Here is a 22,544-nt window from a genome sequence, read left to right as displayed (position 1 = left end):
CGCCCGCCGGGTCATCAGCGCCGGAGACGCCGCTCCCTGAACCAGCGCGAAGCGGGCGGAAGCAGGGTCAGGACCAGGGCCATGACGGCGAGCAGCAGCTGGGCCACGGCAAGGTGCGGAACCGGTTGGAACCCAGGGGAGTCGTTGCCGAGGAACGCCAGCACCAGCAGCACGGCGCCGGCATCGAGGACCACCGTTCCGAGGAGCGCCCAACGGGCCCAGCCCTGGCCCCGGAGCAGTGGCTCGACCAGCAGCGCTTCGACCAGCAGGACGAGCGCGAATGCGGCCATCGTTCCCCACAGGGCGATCGAGACGACCTCGTCCACCCGGGCAGCGTCCAGCTGGCTGTCGAGGGTGAGCGCAGTCTCCCGGAGACCGTCGAGGTGCGCTTCGCGGTCCAGGAACGCGGTGACGAGCGAGACGGCTCCGGCCACCACGCCGAGGAGCCACAGGCCGCCGGCGACGCGGAGCAACGGGGGAGGCCTGCGCTCCCTGACGATGGGCGGCGGAACGGCGTTGGACATCTCCGGCCGGGTAGGACGCATGCTCGTAATGTAGCCCCCGCTGCCGACGGGCTTCAATCGCCGGCTCCGCAAAGTCGCTGCGGTCGGAACTCCGTGGCAAACTGGATAACCGTGCGCGGGTGCTCCTCATCGGAGGTGCTGCTGCTGCATGGTCCGCCCTGGTGTAACGGCAGCACCCCAGCCTTTGGAGCTGTGGAGTATAGGTTCGAATCCTATGGGCGGAACGGCGCAAGCCCCGGCGACGTGTTCCCCCTTGGACGCGGGGCCGGCCACGAGACCACAGGTAGGAGTGCCCGCTTCGTGAGCCCCCAGAGCGAAGAGACCACGATGACGTCCCAGCAGATCCATCCGGCGGCGGTCATCGTCCTCGCTGCTGGTGCCGGCACGCGGATGAAGTCCCGTACCCCCAAGATCCTCCACACCCTCGGTGGACGCTCGATGGTCGGACACGCACTCGCGGCAGCGAGGGGCATCGCTCCCCGTGAGCTCGCCGTCGTCGTCCGGCATGAGCGCGAACTCGTCGCGGGCCACGTCGCCGCGATCGATCCCGAGGCTGTGCTCGTCGACCAGGACGAGATCCCCGGCACCGGCCGGGCCGTCCAGGTGGCCCTCGACGCGCTCGACGCGACGGGCGGGACCATCGAGGGCACGGTCGTCGTCACCTACGGGGACGTCCCCCTGCTTGAAGCGTCCACGTTGAGGGGCCTCGTCGAAGCCCACACCCGGGCCGGCAATGCCGTCACCGTCCTCACCGCCGAACTCGACGACGCGACGGGGTACGGGCGCATAGTCCGGGCCGGGGACGGCACGGTCCTCGGTATCGTCGAGCACAAGGATGCAGACGAGGGCCAGCGGGCCATCCGCGAGGTCAACTCCGGGATCTACGCCTTCGACGCGGCGGTCCTGCGCACCGCGCTGGGCCGGATCGATGCCAGCAACGCCCAGGGCGAGCTCTACCTCACCGACGTCCTCGGTATCGCCCGCGCCGACGGCGGACGCGTCGCCGGCCTCCTGGTGGAGGATCGCTGGCAGGTCGAGGGCGCCAATGACCGGGTGCAGCTCGCCCACCTCGGCGCGGAACTCAACCGCAGGATCCTCGAGCGCTGGATGCGCGCGGGCGTCACCGTCCTCGACCCCGCCTCGACGTGGATCGACGCATCGGTCGAGCTCGACGAGGACGTCACCGTGCTGCCCGGGACCCAGCTGCACGGCGCCACCGTCATCGCCCGCGATGCCGTTGTCGGTCCCGACACCACGCTGACGGACGTCGTCATCGGCGAAGGCGCGCAGGTGGTCCGTACACACGGAAGCGGTGCGCGCATCGGGGCCGGTGCGAGTGTCGGCCCCTTCACCTACCTGCGTCCCGGAACGGTCCTGGGCGAGGACGGGAAGATCGGCGCGTTCTACGAGACGAAGAACGTGACCATCGGTCGCGGTTCCAAGCTGTCGCACCTCGGGTACGCCGGCGATGCGGAGATCGGCGAATACACGAACATCGGCTGCGGAAACATCACTGCCAACTACGACGGCGTGAACAAGCACCGTACGATCATCGGCTCCCACGTCAGGACGAGCTCCAACACCGTCTTCGTCGCGCCGGTCTCCGTCGGTGACGGCGCGTACACGGGCGCCGGGGCCGTCATCCGCCAGGACCTCCCTGCCGGGGCCCTCGGCCTCAGTGTCGCTCCGCAGCGCAACATCGCCGGGTGGACCGCCGCAAAGCGGCCAGGCACCGCGTCAGCCGAGGCAGCGGCTGACAGCACACCGGAAACCCCTCCAGCAGAACTCCAGGAACCACAGGAAAGCGGTCAGTCATGAGCGAGATCACGGCGCACGGCGAAAAGAAACTGGTGCTCGCCTCAGGGCGTGCGCACCCCGAACTCGCCGAGGAGATCGCCTCCTGGCTCGGTACCGAACTCCTCCCGGTGTCGGCGTACGACTTCGCGAACGGGGAGATCTACGTACGGTCGGGTGAGAGCGTCCGCGGCACCGATGTCTTTGTCATCCAGGCGCACCCGGCCCCCCTGAACAACTGGCTCATGGAGCAGCTCATCATGGTCGACTCCCTGAAGAGGGCGTCGGCGAAGCGCATCACGGTGGTCTCGCCGTTCTACCCCTACGCACGCCAGGACAAGAAGGGCCGCGGCCGCGAGCCGATCTCGGCCCGTCTCGTCGCGGACCTCTACAAGACCGCGGGCGCCAACCGCCTGATGTCGGTGGACCTCCACACGTCGCAGATCCAGGGCTTCTTCGACGGACCCGTGGACCACCTCATGGCGATCCCGCTGCTCGCGGACTACATCCGCACCCGGGTCGACGCGGACAACGTCACGGTCGTGTCCCCTGATACAGGGCGCGTACGGGTGGCCGAACAGTGGGCGGAGCGCCTCGGTGGTGCGCCCCTGGCCTTCGTGCACAAGAGCCGTGACCTCACGGTTCCCAACCAGGCGGTGTCCAAGCAGGTCGTCGGGCAGATCGAGGGGCGCACCTGCGTGCTCATCGACGACATGATCGACACGGGCGGGACGATCTCCGGTGCGGTGCAGGTGCTGAAGAACGCCGGCGCCAAGGATGTCATCATCGCCGCGACGCACGCAGTCTTCTCGGAACCCGCATCCCGGCGCCTCGCGGAGTCGGGCGCCCGTGAAGTTGTGGTGACGAATACTCTGCCGATACCATCCGAGAAGCGCTTCCCGCAGCTCACGGTCCTTTCGATCGCACCGCTGATCGCCCGTGCGATCCGCGAGGTATTCGACGACGGATCGGTGACGAGCCTGTTCGACGGCAACGCCTGAGATGCTGTTCCCGTCAATACTCGGCCTCCGCTACGTGGGGCGGCCGGGCGCCTGAGCACGAGGGATACTCCCTACGGGCCTCGCCCCCGCCGAGTACAGAGCACCCAAAAACGAGTAGTACGGACCGGCGCCACGTAGGAGAATCAAGTAAAAGACCTGACGATTCCGTAGCCGCCACTCGTGCCGCGTCACGTTTCCCTTCCTAGGCTGACTTCCAGAAACCTGTCACAAGCTGGGAAGAAGCTGACTTTCATGCGGTCTCACAATCTCGTCCAGTCCCACCCACTACCGCCCGCTGCCCAGTCCTTGCGGGTGGCGGCTCCCCGGCCCGACCAGTCGCCGGTACACGGACCCTTCATCGGGCGTGCGGAGGAGATGAAGGGTCTACAGCGTGCGGTTCGGGAGCCCGGCTCGGCCGGCGCCGTCGTAGTGGGTGCGCATGGGGCCGGGAAGACCGCCGTGCTGCAGCACGTGCAGCGGTTCCTCGGGGACACCTATCTCATCCATGTCCGCGGGCTGCACTCTGCCGAGCCCTTCCCCTTCCGGGCCCTGAGTTTCCTGCTCTCGGAACTGTCCGGCACGGTCATGCACCCGGCGCTCGTGTTCGGCGCCGTGCGCACCCACCTCCAGACGGAGGCCGGCGGACGGCGCGTGGTCTTCGCCGTCGACAACGCCGAGCACCTGGACAGGTCGTCGTCCGCGCTGATCGGACAGCTCGTCGCGGGAAACGTGGCGTCCGTGATCCTGACGGTCACCGACTTCGCGAAGGCAGATCCGGCGTTCATGACGCTGTGGCGCAACGGCTCCCTCCGGCGTTTCGACCTACGCCCCTTCACCTTCGCGGACACCGCGCTCTTCGTCGAATCGGAGCTCGGCGCTCCGGCGAGCAGGGAATGCGTCGAGGCACTGTGGGCCGTCGGCGGGGGCAACCTGCCGGCAACCCGCGCCGCTCTCAAGGGCTTCGTGCAACGCGGTACCCTTGCGCGGCGCGGAGAGGCCTGGGTACTCCTGCCGGACCGGCTGGGCGCCGGACGGGAAGTCGTCGGCAACTCGCCGCTGCTCCTCGCGCTCACGCCCGACCAGCGGAGCATCGTGAACCTGGTAGCCCTCGCAGGGGCGCTGGACTGGTTCGACCTCGCACGGCGTGCCGACCCTGCCGACCTCGACACACTGCAGGACGCCGGCATCCTCGTCGTCGACTCCGAAGCGGAGCCCCGGGTACGTCTCGCGACGCCCGGGCTGTCGGTCGCCGTGGCCCAGGCCATCGGCACCGCAGAGGCTCTGGACCTGTACCAGCACCTTCAGGGGCTTCCGGCAGCGTCGCGGCAGATCGCAGCCGATCCCGCCCGCCTGGTGGCGTGGTGGCTGCGGGCCGCACTTCCTGTGGACGAGGATCAGGCCGTGGCGGCTGCCACTGCCCTGAACGACGACGGCCACTACGCCCGGGCAGCGGAACTCATCGCCGCGCTGGGCGCGGGTTCCGGCTCGCACCGCCTGGCGTACCAGGCGGTCGTGGCCGCCCTCGGCCAGGGCGACCTCGAGGCTGCCACGGCCCACCTCGCGGTCCTTGCCACGGTGGAGGACCGGCTCGACCCTTCGGCATGGACCCTCTACAAGATCGAGGAGTCCCGGGTGCGGCGACTGCGCCCGCCCGCCGATGCGGCCGAACCGCTCACCGAGGCTGCGGAGAGGCTGGCCGGCTGGCAGCGTGAAGCGCAGGCGGATGAGCAGGCAGTGGCGGAACTGGACCGGCTCGGTTGCCGGGTGTTCCTCGCGCGGGCGGAACTGGCATCCTTCGAAGGACGCTACCGCGACAACCTGGAGACCCTGCCGGGCCACGTGGAGACCGACGCGTCCGCGTCCGCAGACCGCGAGGACCGCGAATTCCAGGTCGTCGTCCAGTCACTGCTCCTCGAAGCGCAGGCCACGGTGGACCAGCGGCCGGCGGGCCATGACCTGGCGCAATCGCTGGTACGCCGGCTGGCGCATCCCGACGTGTCCTACCGGGTCGCGGATGCTGCGCTGCTCCGCGTCGAGACCGCGTTCCTGCTGACGGGCGGCTGGAGCGAGGTGGCTGAGCTCCTGGAGTCGATCCGGCGTTCCTCCGACCGGTGGTCGTTCAGGCGGGGCTCGCTCACCCAGCTGTCCGAAGGCCTGATGATGGTCGGGCTCGGCCGTGCCCGTGACGCCGTGAAGGTCCTGGAACCGGTGGTCGAGCAGTTGCGCGTCACTGATCCGCACGGGATCCTGCCGCTCGCAGGAGCTGCGCTCACCTATTGCCATGCGCTCGCCAGTCCCCTGGAGCACGTGATTGCGTACCTTCCGTTGTCCGAGCCGGGCCGCGGGAACTCATGGGTGGTGCGCCGTGCAGCGCGGCACTACCAGCTCCTGGCGTCGGCCCGTACCGAGAACCGCGCGGAGGCTGCACGCAGGTTGCAGGAGCGCGCCTCGAACGACCTGCAGGATGGGGCGAGCATCTGGGCCCTCGTGAGCCTGGCCGCCGCGGTGCGCCTCGGGCGCCAGGAAGCTGTTGCGGACCTCGGGGTGCTTGCCGCCTCGTTGCAGGGACCGCTGGCACGGGCCTGCACCTTGTACTCACAGGCGCTCCTGCACTCCGACGTCGGGCTGCTGATCGATGCGATGGAGTGCGCCGCCGCCTCCGGCGACTACCGTCTCGTGGCGGACATCGCACAGTCCGGTATCAATGCCACCACCCGCAACCAGGACCGGTCGGGGTTGCGGATCGTCCAGCGACGGCTGAAGGAACTGCTACCCGACGCACCACAGGCGAGCGCCGCCGCTGTGAGCCTCGACCTCCTCACCGCCCGCGAGCGTGAGGTCGCGACCATGGCTGCAGCCGGCAGCAGCAACCGGACGATCGCCGAGAAGCTGTTCGTGTCCGTCCGCACGGTGGAAGGCCATCTGTACCAGGTGTACTCGAAGCTCAGCGTCAGTACCCGGACTGAACTCGCTGAAGTCGTTCCGGCGGAGAGCGACTTCTGATGTTCTCCGCACTGTCCGGTGATGTTCCGCTTGTCGGCCGGAGCACGCTGCTCTCGGCCATCGAGGAGACGCTCGGACAGGACGATGTGTACGGCGCCTTCGTGTATGGGGACACCGGCACGGGCAAGAGCGTCTTGGCGCGGCACCTCCTCAAACGCCTGCAGGGTCAGTTCGCCCCGTTCCTCGTGACACCGGCTTCCGCCCTCGGTGCCATCCCGTACGGCGCTCTCGGCCCGTTCCTGACGGACGCGACGGCGGAGGACATGGCCTCACCGCTGTCCGTCCTCCGCATGGTGATGTCGTTCCTCCGCGGGCGGGCCAACGGACGCCCGATCCTCGTCATCGTCGACGACGCGCACCTGCTCGATGACGACAGCAGCCACCTGCTGGCCCAGCTCGTCACGTCGCGGACCGTCCGGCTTGCCGTGTTCTCCCGGTCCGTCACACCGGTGTCCGACGAACTCGTGTCACTGTGCCGCGACGGCCTGCTCGAGAGGTACGACGTCGCACCGCTGGGCTACGTGGACGCGCGGGAACTGTGCACGCAGGTACTCGGGGCAGGCATCGTCCGGGGGGCGAGTGACCGCCTGTGCGACGAGGCCTCCGGGAACCCGCTGTTCCTCAAGGCGATCCTCGACGAGGCGTTGATGAACGGGAGCCTGACCAAGCCCGAGGGCGTCTGGACCCTGGCCGATGGCGAGCTCAATGTGCCGGCCGCACTGGTCGATCTGGTGCGCGCCGTCACGTTGGAACTGGACGACCTCCAGCGGAAGGCGTTCGATGTGCTCGCCCTGGGCGAGGTGGTCGCCTTCGCGGACCTGGTGAGCGTGAGCAGCGAGGAGGCCGTGTTCGCGCTGCTCTCCGAGGCGCTCATCCAGAGTGCGCCCGATAATCCAGCGTTCGCCATCCACATGCACGACCTGTACGGCCGCATCGCGCGCAAGCTGATCCCGGTGGGCCGCAGTAACGCACTCCACCGGGAATTACGGTCGAAGAGCCATTTGCTGCCCCTTCCGCCGAGGGCACAGATCCGGCACGCGCTGTGGAGCCTGGACTGTGGCGAACCGGTGGCGGACGAACAGCTGCTCGAACTGGCCGGTCTGGCGCTGACCCTCCTGGATCCCCGATCGGCACTGAGGCTCGCGAGCGCAGTGCGGGCGGAATGGCTCGCGACGGGAGCGCGGGTGAACCGGGCGAATGCCCTGTTCACACTGTCCCGACTCGAGGAGTCGCGGAACCTGTCGAAGGGGCTCCTGGAGCAGGGCGGGACTCCGGGCCTGATCTCCGCTGCGGGTGTCCTCGAGGTGAGGCAGCTGCTCGCCGCTGGCGAGGACGTCGCGGGGACGGAGGACATCGTAGCCCGTTGGTCCGACGCGCTGAACGCCCTGGAGCCGGTTCCCTCCGATTCCTCGACCTCCTCTGAGGCGGAAGATTCCGGGCGGGGCACGATTTACGGCAGTGCTTTCGCCGAAGACCTGCCCACGAGTGAGCAGCACCGTGTCGTCACGCAGGGATTCGGCTGGAACCTCATCGGGCGCTACGGCGAGACGGTCGAGGCACTCCGCCCACTCGTCGCGGCCGGCAGCAGCAGCCAGCGCGTGATGGTCCTGGCACATGCCTTCCTGGCCGAAGCACTCAGTGCGCTCGGGCGGAGCTCCGAGGGGCGGCAGCACTCCGCGACCGCCCTGACTCTCGCGGAGTCGAACGCGCAGCCGATGCTGGACCTGCATCGGCTGGTGTTCTTCCGCCACGTGAGCCTGCTCGTGCACAGCGGGGATTTCCTGGCGGCCCAACAGACCGTGGACGAGTACGCGCCGGGGGAGGGTCGTGACTACTCGTTCATCAGTGGCAGCCTCGCGGTCCTGGACGCCGCGACCGACATCCGCCGCGGGCAATTCTCCAGCGGCCTGGGAAAACTTCGTCCCGCCCTGGCTTCCCTGCGCGTCTCCGACCAGGACGCCCTCCTGCCCTATGCCCTCGGTGTCACCGCCTGGGCTGCAGCTGCCCTGGGCCAACCGGATCTCGTGGCCCTCTGTTCGGCGGAGCTGGCGCACATCCAGCATCGGGGGAGCCGACAGTACTCACTGCTTGGGAGGGCATTCGACGACGCCGCCCAGACACTCCTCCTCAAGGGTGCCAGGGAGTCGGCCCTCCTCGAGTATGCCGCCGAGGCCCACGGCAACGGGTGGTTCAGCTGCGAGAAGGACATCCTCGAACTCGCGACGGCACTCGGCAACGAGCAGTCCCCGGAGCTGTTGGCGCGCGTGTCCGGGACGCTCGAGGGAGCGGAGGCGGACGTCCTGCATGCCTACGCCTCCGCGCTGGTCTCCCATGATGCCGCCGCCCTGGCCGAAGCAGGTGATCGCGCCGAGTTGTTCCAGAAATACCTGCTCGCAACCGATGCCTGTCGCCGGGCGATGGAAGCATATGCCGAACTGGGGGATGCGAGGTCGCAGCGCGCGCTTGCCGCCGTCGTCCGCCGACGCCGTGGCATGATCGACGGCGGCCTGCTCGTGGAGCCCGTCGAACTCGAGGGTGCGTCGCCGCTCACCTCGCGGGAACGGGAGATCGCCCTGCTGGCCCTGCGGGGACTGTCCAACAAGGAGATCGCGCGGAGCCTGACCGTCTCCACCCGGACGGTCGAGGGGCACCTTTACCGCATCTACGTCAAGCTGGGAATAGGTCGGCGCGAGGAGCTTGCGGCCGAACTCGAACCACTGTTGCGCGGTACGTAGCAGGGCCGTCCGGATAGGTAATCCCGGGGTTTATCTGAGTAGTTCCCGATTTGATTTGGGTCTGGATTACTCGTGATGGCCTCCCCTCATCCGCCTAGAGTTGTTTCAGTCGAAGATGGCGCAACCGGAGATCCGGACACCATCTACGGCCCATGTTCTGGGTCGGCGGCGTAGGAGTTCTCTTGAGACCAGGACTTCGTCCCCAGCCGTCGCCGACCCTCATACTCGCTTCGGCGACACCTCGAGAGGTGCCAGGGAGCATCGGTGAGCGGATCGGCCCCCCAATGACGGGGGGCCGATCCGCTTTAACGTGCCGCCCGTCGGTCCGGCCGGCCCGCTTGAACGAACGAAGCGGACAGGCCGGGTAGGGCCTGTCCGCTTCGTTCGTTGATGTGCGGGAGTTGTGCTCCGGCGCCTGCGCGGCGGCGGGATACGACGATGCTGCCGGCGCCCAGGCCGAGCGCACCGATGCCCGTGTGGTGTTAACAAAGTGTGAATTACCGGGCGCGGTGGCGTCCCCGCAGCTGCAGGTGCGCCCACCCGAGCGCCGCACCGGTCAGCGCGCCAAGGGTGTTGGCAAGTACGTCGTACGGCGTGGCGAAGCGCTGCGGAAGCAGAACGAGCTGCGTGGCCTCGATGAGGATGGAGAGGGCACATCCCGCCGCGACGCCCCACCACCGCCAGCGATACGGGGCGAGGATGAACCAGAACAGGCCGAACGGGACGAACATCAGGACGTTGGACGTGAACTCCACGACGTTGTACGTGATGAACGAGGGAAAGCCGTGCCGGTGCAGGAATCCCAGCCCGCGCCGCAGGATGCCGGCTGCGTTGTGGTCCACCGGGGTCGGCCACAGGACGATGAACGCGACGGCGACCAGCCAGGCGGCGCACAGGCCCGCGGTCACGGTCTTGTACCGGCGGGAGGGTAGCGGCGCAGTGCTCAGGGGAGATCCTTCGAGGAACGGGCCGGACGGCTGAGGGGTTGCTCCCATTATCGCCGATCCCGCCGGGGGACAGCCGGTGACGCGCGATCCTGTACCATTGAACGCGATGCCTAGGCGAGGGAGCGGGCCGGATTGCAGGAATTCCGGCCGTACTCCGTGATCGACGGTGGCTAGCGACTCAACTGGTTTCTAGACGACTGCTCCCACGTGCGTGTTCCTTCCGCCCCGGCAACGTCCCAGTGCTCACGCAGACAGCGCCGAGCCGCAACGTCCAGGAGAAACCATGTCCGAGCAGAAGCTTGCAGCACACGTCCGCACCGAGTTCGGCAAGGGCTCGGCCCGCCAGGCCCGCCGCGCCAGCATGATCCCCGCCGTCGTCTACGGCCACGGTGCAGACCCCATCCACGTCCTGCTGCCCGCGAAGGCCACCACGCTGGCAGTCCGCACCCCCAACGCCCTGCTCACGCTGGACATCGAGGGTGAGAACCACCTTGCCCTCGTCAAGGACATCCAGCGCAACCCCCTCAAGCAGATCGTCGAGCACCTCGACCTCCTGACCGTTCGCCGCGGCGAGAAGGTCCAGGTCGACGTCGCCATCCACGTCGAGGGCGAGCCTGCCGCGGACGTCGTCGCCAACCTCGAGGCCAACACGGTTCTCGTCGAGGCCGACGCCACCGCTCTTCCCGAGACCCTCACGGTCAGCATCGAAGGCCGCGAGGTCGGACAGCACGTCCACGCCTCCGACATCGTGCTGCCCGCGGGCGTCCTCCTCCTCGTGGATGCGGACACCCTGATCGTCAACCTCGCCGGCGAGACCGAGCAGGACCTCGGCGAGGCTCCCGAGTCCGACGCCTCCACCGAAGGCGCCTCCGAAGGCGCAACGGCAGCCGACGCTGACGCCGACGCCGTCATCACCGACGCCGACGAGCAGTAAGCAGGCTCCGCACGGTGTCTGACACCTGGCTAGTAGCCGGGCTCGGGAATCCCGGGCCCGGCTACAGCGGCAACCGCCACAACGTGGGCCAGATGGTGCTGGACCTTCTCGCCAGCCGCCTCCGCGGCCGGTTCACGTCGTCGAAGGCCCAGGCCGTGACGCTCGAGGGACGGCTCGGCATCGGAGGACCCCGGGTGGTCCTGGCCAAGCCGCTCACCTACATGAACACGACGGGTGGCCCTGTCTCGACGCTCGCCCGTTTCCACGACGTGGTGCCTGACCACGTCATCGCTGTCCACGACGAGATCGACATCCCCTTCAACACCCTCAAGCTCAAGCTCGGCGGGGGAGAAGGCGGCCACAACGGGCTGCGGGACATCAGCAAGGCCCTCGGCACCAAGGACTACTACCGCGTGCGGGTGGGCGTCGGACGTCCTCCCGGTCGCCAGGATCCTGCAGATTTCGTGCTGAAGGATTTCGGCACGGTCGAGAAGAAGGAACTCCCGTTCCTGCTCGACGATGCGGCCGACGCCGTGGAACAGCTCATCACCGAGGGACTCGTAGCGGCCCAGCAGCGCTTCCACGCTTCGAAGTAGTACGCCGGCTGCGTAAACCCTGTGCTGATACTGCGCCCGTCCCCGCCGGAACCACCGGCCAGCGGGAGTCCCGGGCTGTAAAGTGGGCCCCAGAGGACAAGTGCTGTGGGGCGGAACTTCATGCTGAGCTGGAAACGTGGGCCCGGTCCCGAGCCGGGGATGTCGGTTGTGCAACCGACCAGGACCATGTTCGGTCGTGCCCTGTGACGGTTGTCGACGGACGCTGGCCCTTCGCCGGTCGCGACCCGGATGTCGCTTCCATCAGGGCTGTCCTCGCCGAGGAGTCCGGCCGCGGCGTGGTGCTCGTGGGACCGTCGGGCATCGGGAAGACGATGATCGCCCAGCACGTGGTCGGCGGGCTGTCGCGGCACTTCGACCACATCTACCTCCGCGGATCAGCGGCCCACGCCACCACCCCGTACGGTGCCCTGAACGTGCTGCTGGCGGAACTCGACGAGGACACCGCGCGCAGCCCGCTCCTGGTCCTGGGTGCGCTTCAGCGGATGTTCGAGGGCAATCCCGCCAAGCGTCGCACCCTCATGCATATCGACGGTGTCGAGGAGATCGACGAACTCTCCGCCACGGTGATCGCCTACCTGGCCCGCGTCGGCGCGGTCCGCCTGCTCGTGACCTGCGAGGACCTCCTGCGCGCTCCGGGCGAGTTCTTCGATCTGTGGAAGGACAGCGTCCTCGAGCGGTTCGACATCCAGCCGCTGGCCCTCGACGACGCGACCGAGCTGCTCACCACGGCGCTCGGCGCGCCCATCTCCCGATCGGCCGCACAGGAGCTGTGGGCGTCCAGCGGGGGAAACCCGAAGTACCTCCAGATGGCGACCAAGACCTCCGTAGCCTCCGGCCACCTGTTCCCGTGCGACGGTGTCTGGGTCTCCCGCGACGCTCCGCGCCCCGACTCGGGCCGGTCGGTGGCGGACTGGAGCGCGGCGGAACTGGCCGCCCTGCCGGCAGAGGACCGCGCGGTCGTCGAGGTTCTCGCCGTGGCGGGACGCGTGCCCCTGGCCGTCCTGCTCACGGCCGTATCCCCGACGGCGCTCGACGCCCTGCAGGGCGACGGCGTGGTCACACTCGACCAGGCGGGTGTCCCTCTGGTGAGGCTCACGTACGAGGTGTTCGCACACGTGGTGCGCGCACAGTTGCTCTCCGCCGGCGGCCGGGAGGCACTGGCGACGGTGAGCGCGCTTCGCGGCGACCCCGCGATGCCCGTGCAGGGGAGGATCGCCCTCGCCGTGTGGGCACTCGAGCGGGGAGGGTCCTTCGACTCAGCGGAACTCGTGGTCCTGGCACGCCTGGCGAACGACCACCGGATCGACGGCGCCGCCGAACGCTTCCTCGATGCCCTACCGGCTACGGAGACCGGCGGCAGGGTCCTGATCGAACGTGCTCGGCAGCTCTGCACGGAGGGCCGCGTGGCCGATGCCCTCGGAACGGTCGAGGAACTCCTCGGGCAGAAGCCGGATGTCCCGCTGGAGGACTGGGTGGACGCACGGCTTCTTGCTGCACGGTGGAGGGCCCGTACACATGGCCGGGAGCAGGACGCCGAGGGATTGCTCGACGACGTCGTCGTTCGCCTCCGGCACGAGCCGGCATCCGAGGCCACCGCCGACCTGATGGGCAAGGCGGAGGTGCTCCGCATGGAGTTGCATGTCTTCGAGGGGGAGCTCGACCGTGTGTACGAGCGCGCCCCCGCAGCACTCGCCTCGAGCGCCGACAACGCGCGCTGGAGCATCAGGATTCGGAGTCTCCAGAGCGTTGCCCACGCGACGATGGGAGCCCAGGAGCAGGCAGTCGCCGGCGCCAGGAACGTCGACGCGCGTCTGGCGAACGCCCCCACCGGCCCCTTCGACCGGGAGGCGGCCTCGGTTCACCTGTGCGAGGTCCTCCTGATCGCGGGCTACTGGTCGGAGAGCCTCGACCGGGCGGGGATCGACGGGGACACGACGACGGAACATCTCTTCGGCGGATCGCTGTCGGAGTTCGCAGAGGGCGTGCTGCTCGCGTACCTTGGCAGGAGCGGCGCGGCCCTCGAGAAGCTGGTTCCCGCCATCAGCCAGTTGCGGATCAGGGACCGGCACGGCTTCCTTCCGCTTGCCGAAGCCGCCGCGGCCTACGCCCAGGTCCTCGAGGATGCTCCCGATGCAGCGGAGGACCACCTGCGCGGCATCGATCTGACCGGGCAGCGCTACTCCTGGCACCTGCGGCAGGCGGTGCAGTACTTCCGCCTGCTGACCGAAGCCTGGCTCGATCCGTCGGCCGGCGTCCCTGCCGAGTTCCTGGAGCGGGCGATGGATCTCGGCAGCCGGGGGTACCGGGGCATCGAGCTCTTCTTCCTCAGCCAGGCTGTCCAACTCGGGCAGCACGAAGCGGCGGACCTGCTCGCAGCCACGGCCGCCGCGTCCGAAGGTCCGTTCGCGCGGCTGGGCGAGGACTTCGCCAAGGGGCTGTCCTCACGCGACCCCGCTGCGCTGAAGGAAGCTGCCCGGCGTGCGCTCGACAGCGGGAACCACAACCTCGCGGGCGACATCGCAGCCCTCAGCATCGAGCACCTCGCCGACACGGACGACCCGATGATCCGGGTGCATGCCGAGCAGATCCTTCGCAAGACCTCCACGCCGGCCCGCCGCCACGTGCGCCGGAAACTGCTCAGCGAACGCGAGCGAGCCATCGCACGCATGGTGGCACAGGGCGTACCGAACAAGGAGATCGCGCAGAAGGAGCACATCTCGCCGCGCACAGTGGAGGGGCACGTGCACCAGGTCATGTCCAAGCTCGGCCTGTCGAGCCGTAAGCAACTCTCGCTCATCTTCGGACAGCAGCAATGACCGGGCCGGGAGCGGCCGTCGACCTCGTCGGCCGCGCACCACTCGTCAAGGAAATCGTCATCGCTCTCGGCGACACGGGCGGCTTCGGCGCCATGATCGTCGGCGGGGCCGGAGTGGGGAAGACCGCTGTGGCTCGATCGGTCGTGGAGCACCTGCGCTGGACGGCGCCGGTGCTCCGCGTGACCGGCGGCGCTTCGCTGCGCAGAATACCCTTCGGCGCCCTGGCCCCCTATCTCCACACGCTCTCCGGTCCCGAAGCGGCATCGCCCGTCGCGATCCTCCGCGCCATGATGGGGCACCTGATGCCAGGAGGTACGGGCCGTGCGCAGCACCCGGCCCTGCTGGTGATCGACGACGCGCACGAACTCGACGACAGTTCCAGCGCCCTCCTGACCCAGCTCGTCAGTGCGCGTCGTGCCAAGGTGCTGCTGATGATCCGGCACACCCTGACGGCGCCTGCCGAATTCCGGAATCTGAGCGCGGACGGCCTCCTGGCGCGCTTCGACCTCGGACCGCTGGATACGGAGGCCGTCACGACCCTCTGTTCCCAGGTGCTCGGCGGACCCGTCCTGACCGGCACCACAGGCGCGCTCGCGCTGGCGACGGGCGGAAATCCCATGTTCCTCCGGACTCTGCTGGAACAGAGCCTGACGGGAGAGGGGTACCTCGTCCGGCGCAACGGCGTCTGGCGTCTTGCCGATGAACAGCCGAAGGTACATCTCCGGCTCGGCGACCTCATCCGATCGCAGCTCCGGCTGCGCAGCGCCGCGGACCTGAAGGCACTGGAAGTCGTCTCCCTCGCAGAACCCATCGCTCTCGACGCCGTCGCGCAGGTTGTCGATGCCGACGCCCTGCAACGGTTGAGGGACGATCGCCTGATCGCCGTCGGACCGGGGCCCGAAGCCCCGGTCTCCCTCGAGCATCCTCTCTACGGTGAGGTCCTCCGCTGCCAGGTACCTGCAGCCCGCAGCATGATGATCCGCCGAACAGTGCTCGACGTTCTGGACCCCGGGTCGCAGTCCCTCGAAGGATTCCTGCGGACGGTCTCCTGGGGACTCGATTGCGGTGTTCCTCCCGATGGCAGGGCTCTCCTCAGGGCCGCCGTCCTTGCCAACGGGTTCCGGTACCACGACCTCGCTCTCCGGGCTGCCCGTGCGGTCTCCGCCCCGGGGCTTCGCGAGCGTGCGCTCCTCGAGGTGGCCCGAGCGGAGGGCGGTCGGGGCAGGCTCGCCTATGCGCAGGAACTCGTGGACGAGGTGATGCGGCGCTGCACCGACCTGCGCCTCGCCAAGGACGCCACTCTGTTGTCCCTCGAACTCAAGCTGAAGTCGCGGGCCTCGGACCAGGGCCTGCGCGACGACGTCGACCGCTGGAGATCGCTCATCAGCCGCCTGCAGCTGCGGGAGGACTCCCGGGTGACGGCGGACGGCGTTGCGCAGTCCCAGCTCGGCTGCCGGATCCTCGAATGCCACCTCCGCCTTCACGAGGGGCGCTTCAGCGGCGTCGAGGAAGAACTGCGCGCCATCATCGCCGATCCCCAGGGCACTCCCGAGACGCGGGCAGGAGCCATGATCGTGCTCGCCGAACTGCTCGGCAGCATGGGGCGCGCCGTGGAGGGCAGTACCTACTCGGGCATGGCGCTGGACATCATCGAGGCCGAGGGCCCCGCCCTGCTGGGATACCGTGGGTTCGCCGTGGCGCGGCACCTCATCACGCTGTCCCAGAGCGGGCGTGGCGCGGATGCCAGGGCCGTGATCCAGGCGCACGCGGAGGCCCATCCGTTCAGCATCGTCTACTTCTCGGGGTTGGGCGACGTCGCTGACGGCATCACCGCGCTGCGGGCCGCCCGGAACATCGAAGCGCGGGACAGGTTCCTGCTCGCGCTGGAGGCGCTCGGGGATTCCGACGTCACACAGGTGACGACGCTCCTGCTGGGGCTGGGGGCATACGCCTGCGCGCTTGCCGGCGACACCACCCGCGCATCCGCCCTCGTGGAGGAGTTCGAGCGGGCGCCGAAGGGGGGCTCGCGCACGATGCGCCTGGGCGGGCGCATCTTCGCCACCGCGGCCGCGGCCCTGCTGGGCGACCTTCCCGGTGCGCGCGCCGACCTGCTCACTCTTGCCGCGACGGCCGAGAAGGACCAGATGAAGGAGCTGGCAGTCGCGGCACTTCGGCTGTCCCTCCTGCTCGGCGACATGGATGCCATCGCCCCCCTCATCAGGGTGCTGCAGGGATTCGAGGGCCCAGGAGCGAAGGACCTACTGGATTTCGCGGTGGCGGCCGAAGCGAAGGACGCCGATGCGATGGCCCGCGCCGCCACTGTCGCAGGTGAGCACGGGAACGTGGCCTTCGAATTCGTCGGCCTGTCCCTCGTCCTGCAGCTTGTGGGTGAGCAGGGCTCGACCCGCCATGCCCGTGCGATCCAGCGCCGTGTGGTGACGCTGGGGGAGCAGCGGGAAGGGCCGGTCTCGCTTCCGCTCGCATCGACATCCCCCGCAATGACCACGTCCCGCCTCACCCCGACGGAGCGCACGATCGTCGCGCTCGTGAACGAGGGGTACTCGAATCGCGAGATCGCGGACGCCAAGAGCGTCTCGGTCCGAACGGTGGAAGGCCACCTCTACCGGATCTTCGCAAAGCTCGGTGTCAACCGCCGAGAGGACCTGCGGGCGCCCTGATCGGCCCGCAGCACGTAATCCGAGTGCCCCTGCGTAATGCCCGCGCGTAGTCCGAGTGCCGATACGTACTGCCTACGCGTGGTACGCAGGTAGTTCTGATCCAGGCCCGCTGGATCGGTCGCGTAGGTCTTACTCGTGTGTAGCTGGAACCCCCTCCCTAGGATTTTCGCAAGAGCTTTGAAGGCAAAGCTGGGGAAATTTCCGAAGAATCGGGTCTCACATATGTGTCGTACATTGTGCAAAATTCGCCGCTTATCTCAGGTAGAACCCCTCCAGGGAATGGTCATCGCTTTCCGTGGAAGCACGCCATGACGCAGATGCACAGCGCCTTCGGCGGACTCACTGCAGTCCCGGGGATCGCCGCGGCCCATCAGCCGGCGCCCCTGTCGGGCACCGCGTGGCGCCGCCGCTACCAGGTCTCGCTGCTGGCCTCGGACTCCGTGCTCATCGTCGGGGTCATGCTGCTGGCGGTGAACGTCCTGACACTCCATGCCGGCGTCGAGACGCTCACGGATGTCCTCGGGCTCGGTGGCACGATGGCGGTCGGCTGGCTGACGATGATGTCGCTCTTCCGGACCCGTGACGCCCGCCTCGTCGGCACAGGGGCCGGCGAGTACAAGAAGGTCATCCGCGCGAGCGGTGCCACCTTCGCGGCGGCGGCGGTCACCGTCGTCCTCCTGGACCTCGAGCACTTCCGGGGCCTGCTCGTCCTCGCGCTGCCGTCCGGTACGCTCCTCCTGCTGTCCAGCCGTTGGCTATGGCGCCAGTGGCTGATGCACCAGAGCAGGCTCGGGCATTACCTCTCGAAGGTCGTGGTCGTCGGCCGGCCCACGGACGTTCGCTACGTGGCCGCCCAGCTGGCGAAGAACTCCGGGGCCGCTTACACCGTTGTCGGCGCCGTCTACGAGGGCAGGACCAACCCGGCCGCCCTGCAGACGGGAGACCGGGTCGTCCCCGTGGTGAGCGGGCTCCGCAAGATCGAGGACTTCGTGGCGCTCACGGGGGCGGACGCCGTCATCGTCGCAGGGCACCTGCGCAAGGGCAGTTCCTACATCCGGGAGCTCGGGTGGCGCCTCGAGGGGTCCTCGACCGAACTGGTCCTCGCGTCGGCCCTGACCAACGTCGCCGGTCCGCGCATCACCATGCGGCCGGTCGAGGGACTGCCCCTCATGCACGTCGAACTGCCGCACTTCACCGGGGGCCGCCACGTCCTGAAGAGGGCCATGGACATCGTTCTCTCAGCCACCGCACTGGTGATCCTGGCGCCGCTGTTCCTCGTCCTGGTAATCGCCGTCCGGCGCGACACACCGGGCCCGGCATTCTTCGTCCAGGAGCGGGCAGGCAAGGACTCGGCCGTATTTCGAATGGTCAAATTCCGGTCCATGGTCACCTCGGCCGAGGACGAGCTCGAACTCTTGAAGGAGCAGAACGAGGGAAATGGTGTGCTGTTCAAGATGCGGGATGACCCCCGGGTCACCCGGATCGGACGCATCATACGGAAGTACTCGCTCGACGAGCTCCCTCAGTTCTGGAACGTCCTGCGCGGTGACATGTCCCTCGTGGGCCCGCGGCCGCCGCTCGTCAGCGAAGTCTCCGGCTACGAGGAGCACACACACCGTCGCCTCCTGATCAAGCCCGGGCTCACCGGCCTGTGGCAGGTGAGCGGACGTTCGGATCTCGACTGGGAGGAAAGCATCCGGCTCGACCTCTACTACGTGGAGAACTGGTCGGTTACCGGGGACTTCATCATCATGTGGCGCACCTTCAAGGTGATGCTCAATCCTGTAGGAGCTTACTGATGCGCAATGCAGCTGAGAACGCCGGCAGTCCCGACCCTGGTGTGCCGAGGTCTACAAAGAAATCTGGCCGGCGCTGGGGATATGGGGTAGCCGCTGCAGTAGCAGCGGCCAGCGTTTGGCTGGGTGTTTCCAGCGGCACGGGCGCGGACACGAACGCCTCATCAGTGCAAGCCGCAGTACCGGTTGCGACAGGGCCGTCCAGCTCCCAGGAGCCGGACGAAGTGCATCTCCCCTCGGAAAATGCCGGTCCTGTACCTTCGGGCGAGCAGGAGGCGCCGCCATCAGGCGGGCCAGCAGCCGATGCGACCACTACTGATCCTGCAGTCTCCGATGAGGAGCCCGGCGAGGCAACCGCTATGAATCCCGCGCTCCCCGATGAGGGCGGGGCCGAGGTCGCGATACAAGATTTTGCCAGTGCCACCGCGGCTCTGAACGTCGTCAGCGCTGAAGGCGCCCCGCAAGCCGAGCTTGAGAACCTGGCTGCCGGCCCCGCCCTTCAGGAACTGCAGGTACAGGTTGATGAACTGGCTGCCAACCAGTGGAGTTTCGAAGGCGAGGCGGAGGTCACGACGATCGAAGTCGTGAATGCTCCTTCATCAGGACAGAAGACGCTGCAGATCCAGGCATGCATCGACTCCTCATCGGTTTCGCTCTCGGACGAGAACGGCGCAATCATTCAGGCGGAAGAACCTGCCGGAACGCGGCGCTCCCTCAACCTCTACGACCTCGAGCTGCGCGATGGCGCGTGGATCGTCGTCAACCACTATTTCCCCGACAACGCCGATTGCTGACAGAGAGCCCTACCGTTATGTCGACTCACAGACGAAGCAAGACGAGAATCTTCCAGACAGTATCCCTGGCGGGAGCGCTCATTCTCGGCGGCCTGGTTCAAGCCACCTCAGCAGGGGCAGCGGACCCAACGACCGACGGAACTTCGCCCACCAGCGCCGCCGCGTCCTGCTGGGAGGTCAAGCAGACGAACCCTCAGGCGACGAGCGGTGTGTTCTGGCTATCCACACCAGCACTGAAGGCTCCGCAGCAGTTCTACTGTGACCAGGAGACCGACGGGGGAGGTTGGGTGCTTGTCGGACGAGGCCGTGAGGGATGGTCGCAGGCGTACAGCGGCATCGGAAGCAGCGCCGCGGTTCGGGATATCGTCACCGGCCCCGATGCCTTCCGTGTGGCTCAACTCCCGGCCCGAACAATAGACGCGCTGCTCGACAACGGACGAGTGGATGGTCTGGAAGACGGCGTCCGCCTTCGCAGGGCGACCGATGTGACGGGAAGTACCTGGCAGGAAGCGCGTTTCAAGTTTGCGAAGAGAGACCGGTGGGTCTGGACGCCGGCCGCGGGACATCCGATCGGGAGCTTCACGTTCGACGCATCGAGCGGTTCGGGTGGTGCCACGAGTACCTTCGGCAAGGACGACACCTTCCAAAGGGTCGACACCCGGTTCTACATCAACAGTCAGTTCCGGGCCGCAGGGTGGGCGTTCGGCGCAAATGCTCGAGGATCGAGTGATTCCCAGAGCTACATCTGGGCGGAGAACACCTCCATCGGTTCTCCGCGTCCTTTCACACAGGTCTTCCTGCGGCCGAAGCTTCTCCAGTCGAACCTGGTGCGGGCGGCGATACCGGACCAGGGGCTTGCTGGTGAGGAGCAGCGCGTTCTGCCTCAGTCCGGAGCAGAACAGACAGTGTGGGGCGTCACTGGCCTGGCCAACGGTCGTTCCTCGGAGCTCGACGCGGAAGTGCAGGGCTTTGCCCAAGTAGGATCAACGGTCTTCAGCGTAGGCAATTTCCGCTACGTCCAGCAATCCGAGAACGGTGAAGGCCGGGTCGAGCAACCGTACGTGGCCGGTTTCGATGTCAAGAGTGGGCAGTTCGTTTCCACGTTCCGGCCGGTCCTCAATGGGCAGGTCAAAGCGGTTGCGGCACTGCCGAACGGTCTACTGCTGGTGGTGGGTGAGTTCACCACGGTGAACGGAACCCCGTCCCCGGGGGTAGCGGCGCTGAATCCGGTCACCGGCGCCCTCAGCACCTCCTGGTCGGTCCGCATGGAGAACCGCCTCACCGGAGGAGTCCTTTCGGTGCGGAGCGTCTCGATTTCCAAGGACTTCGTGTACTTCGGAGGAGCGTTCACGCATCTCAGCGGAGGAACAAGAACCTCTCCCGCATACTCCCGGGGCGCTGCTCGCGTGTCGCTGAGCAACGGGACTCCCGATGCCACGTGGAACCCCGCGTTCAACGGGACCGTCGTCTCCGTCGATGCCGCTGATGATCAGAGGATGTATGCGGCGGGATACTTCAGTCTCTCCAATCAGCAGACCGCAACCCGGGTGGCAGCCGTCAAAGCTGCTCCTGGTCAGCCCGCTGAGCTTGCTGCCGATTGGCCCTTCACGAGCAGCAATGCCAACGAACCGAATTATCAACAGACCATCAAAAAGGTCGAGGGACGCGTATGGGTCGGGGGCTCGCAGCACAGTCTCTTCACCTTCGACACGGCGAGTTTCGCTCGGCTCTCCGGCAATATCACCCGAAGCGGTGGTGATTTCCAGACAATGACGGCAAGCAACGGTGTTGTTTTTGCCGGATGCCACTGCGATGACTGGTCCTATTCGAACGCATTCACCTACCCTGATCCCGGCAAGAGCTGGACTCAAGGCGACAAGATCGGGTTCGTCGGTGCCTGGGATGCACGGAGCGGTGAGTACGTACCCGACTTCGCCCCCGTACTTCGCGGTCGCAAGGGCATCGGCGCATGGGGTAGTTTCGCTGATTCCACAGGTGCCGTTTGGATCGGTGGAGACTTCATCAGCTCGCAGAGGACAAACGGCCAGGTGCAGTGGTCAGGTGGCTTCGCGCGGTTCTCGCTGAGAGACTCGAGCGCGCCGGCTGTTCCTGGCAATCCCGCGGCAACCACCGACGGCGTGAAGGACACGCTGTCCTGGACCGGTGTGCAGGGTGCCAGCTACGAGATCCTGCGGACCGATCGTGTCGTTGCGATGAGTACTTCAGCCCAGGTGACTCTGCCCAGTTCCCCCCAGGGGACCAAGTACTTCGTCCGGGCCGTCGATGCTGCCGGCAATCGATCCGCAACTACCGCGGCGTTCTCGGTTCCACCGGTGGTTGTTGCGGAGCCCGACCCCGTTCCGTCCCAATCAGCGGAGCTGATCAAGAATGGGGCGGAGTGGAAGTATCGCTTCGAGAACAGTGCACCTGCGGTGGACTGGAAGTCGCCCTCGTTCGACGATTCCACCTGGCTGCGGGGCGCGGCACCCCTGGGCTTCGGACACACGAGCATTGTGACGCCACTATCCTTCACCGGCACCAAGCCATTGACGGCCTACTACCGCAAGGGATTTCAGATCGCAGACGTCACGAAGATCCAGGACGTCACGATCACGACGAAGGCAGACGATGGAATCGTCGTCTATGTCAACGGGGTAGAGGTCTCCCGGGCGAACATGCCTGCTGGCGTGCCGAACTTCTCGACCTACGCATCATCAGCGCCGACCACAAGCTCGGCGCCGGTCGTCAAGGTGACTGTGCCGGCAGCTGCGTTCACCAATGGTCCGAATGTGATCACCACCGAGGTCCACTCGAATTACCGCTCCACACCGAATACCAGCATGGAGCTGAGCGCCACGGCGACCCTCACAGCATCCGTCCAGGCACCGGCCGGGGAGGGGTAGGT

The 22,544-nt window shown here is 67.5% G+C and carries 13 protein-coding genes and 1 tRNA gene; 12 read left to right on the top strand and 2 right to left on the bottom strand.

What is annotated here, in order from left to right; genetic code table 11:
* Window positions 1-14 precede the first annotated feature (14 nt).
* Window positions 15-545, bottom strand: coding sequence for a hypothetical protein (locus ACX80J_RS11345; RefSeq protein ID WP_459347834.1), 531 nt, complete (start codon window positions 543-545; stop codon window positions 15-17).
* Window positions 546-676: 131 nt separating this feature from the next.
* Between ACX80J_RS11345 and ACX80J_RS11340 the strand changes: the two genes are divergently transcribed.
* From ACX80J_RS11340 to ACX80J_RS11320, 5 genes are all read left to right on the top strand, one after another.
* Window positions 677-748: transfer RNA gene (locus ACX80J_RS11340), tRNA-Gln, on the top strand.
* A 103-nt stretch (window positions 749-851) separates the two neighbouring features.
* The gene (glmU, locus tag ACX80J_RS11335) at window positions 852-2,342 is read left to right on the top strand and encodes a bifunctional UDP-N-acetylglucosamine diphosphorylase/glucosamine-1-phosphate N-acetyltransferase GlmU (protein ID WP_459347919.1); all 1,491 of its coding nucleotides are present in this window, start codon (window positions 852-854) and stop codon (window positions 2,340-2,342) included.
* Window positions 2,339-3,319, top strand: a complete 981-nt coding sequence (locus ACX80J_RS11330) for a ribose-phosphate diphosphokinase (RefSeq protein WP_459314272.1) — start codon at window positions 2,339-2,341, stop codon at window positions 3,317-3,319. The genes glmU and ACX80J_RS11330 overlap by 4 nt, the downstream gene beginning before the upstream one ends.
* A 375-nt stretch (window positions 3,320-3,694) precedes the next feature.
* Entirely contained in the window at window positions 3,695-6,322 is a 2,628-nt protein-coding gene (locus ACX80J_RS11325; protein ID WP_459347833.1) for a helix-turn-helix transcriptional regulator, read from the top strand.
* Window positions 6,322-9,057: a helix-turn-helix transcriptional regulator gene (locus ACX80J_RS11320; RefSeq protein WP_459347832.1), complete on the top strand. Its 2,736-nt coding sequence runs from the start codon at window positions 6,322-6,324 to the stop codon at window positions 9,055-9,057. The genes ACX80J_RS11325 and ACX80J_RS11320 overlap by 1 nt, the downstream gene beginning before the upstream one ends.
* 497 nt (window positions 9,058-9,554) lie before the next feature.
* Here ACX80J_RS11320 and ACX80J_RS11315 read toward each other — a convergent pair whose 3' ends face one another.
* Window positions 9,555-10,052 (bottom strand): VanZ family protein, encoded by a 498-nt coding sequence (locus ACX80J_RS11315; RefSeq protein ID WP_459347831.1) that lies wholly within the window; start codon window positions 10,050-10,052, stop codon window positions 9,555-9,557.
* Between the two features lie 235 nt (window positions 10,053-10,287).
* Here ACX80J_RS11315 and ACX80J_RS11310 point away from each other — a divergent pair, with 235 nt between their 5' ends.
* The 7 genes from ACX80J_RS11310 to ACX80J_RS11280 all read left to right on the top strand — a co-directional run bounded on the left by ACX80J_RS11310 (window position 10,288) and on the right by ACX80J_RS11280 (window position 22,542).
* Entirely contained in the window at window positions 10,288-10,938 is a 651-nt protein-coding gene (locus tag ACX80J_RS11310; RefSeq protein ID WP_459347830.1) for a 50S ribosomal protein L25/general stress protein Ctc, read from the top strand.
* A gap of 14 nt (window positions 10,939-10,952) precedes the next feature.
* Entirely contained in the window at window positions 10,953-11,534 is a 582-nt protein-coding gene (gene pth, locus ACX80J_RS11305) for an aminoacyl-tRNA hydrolase (RefSeq protein WP_459347829.1), read from the top strand.
* A gap of 203 nt (window positions 11,535-11,737) precedes the next feature.
* Complete coding sequence (locus ACX80J_RS11300; RefSeq protein WP_459347828.1) at window positions 11,738-14,371, top strand: LuxR C-terminal-related transcriptional regulator; 2,634 nt, start codon at window positions 11,738-11,740, stop codon at window positions 14,369-14,371.
* Window positions 14,368-17,049, top strand: a complete 2,682-nt coding sequence (locus ACX80J_RS11295) for a helix-turn-helix transcriptional regulator (RefSeq protein WP_459347827.1) — start codon at window positions 14,368-14,370, stop codon at window positions 17,047-17,049. Before ACX80J_RS11300 ends, ACX80J_RS11295 begins: the two co-directional genes overlap by 4 nt.
* Before the next feature lie 308 nt (window positions 17,050-17,357).
* Window positions 17,358-18,848, top strand: a complete 1,491-nt coding sequence (locus ACX80J_RS11290) for a sugar transferase (RefSeq protein WP_459347826.1) — start codon at window positions 17,358-17,360, stop codon at window positions 18,846-18,848.
* A gap of 356 nt (window positions 18,849-19,204) precedes the next feature.
* On the top strand, window positions 19,205-19,639 hold the full coding sequence (locus ACX80J_RS11285; protein ID WP_459347825.1) for a hypothetical protein: 435 nt from the start codon (window positions 19,205-19,207) through the stop codon (window positions 19,637-19,639).
* Between the two features lie 17 nt (window positions 19,640-19,656).
* On the top strand, window positions 19,657-22,542 hold the full coding sequence (locus tag ACX80J_RS11280; RefSeq protein ID WP_459347824.1) for a fibrinogen-like YCDxxxxGGGW domain-containing protein: 2,886 nt from the start codon (window positions 19,657-19,659) through the stop codon (window positions 22,540-22,542).
* Window positions 22,543-22,544 lie beyond the last annotated feature (2 nt).

This window comes from Arthrobacter rhamnosi, from assembly GCF_054510975.1.
The sequence above is the reverse complement of the archived record's forward strand: the minus strand, read 5'-3'. Positions and strand labels throughout refer to the sequence as shown.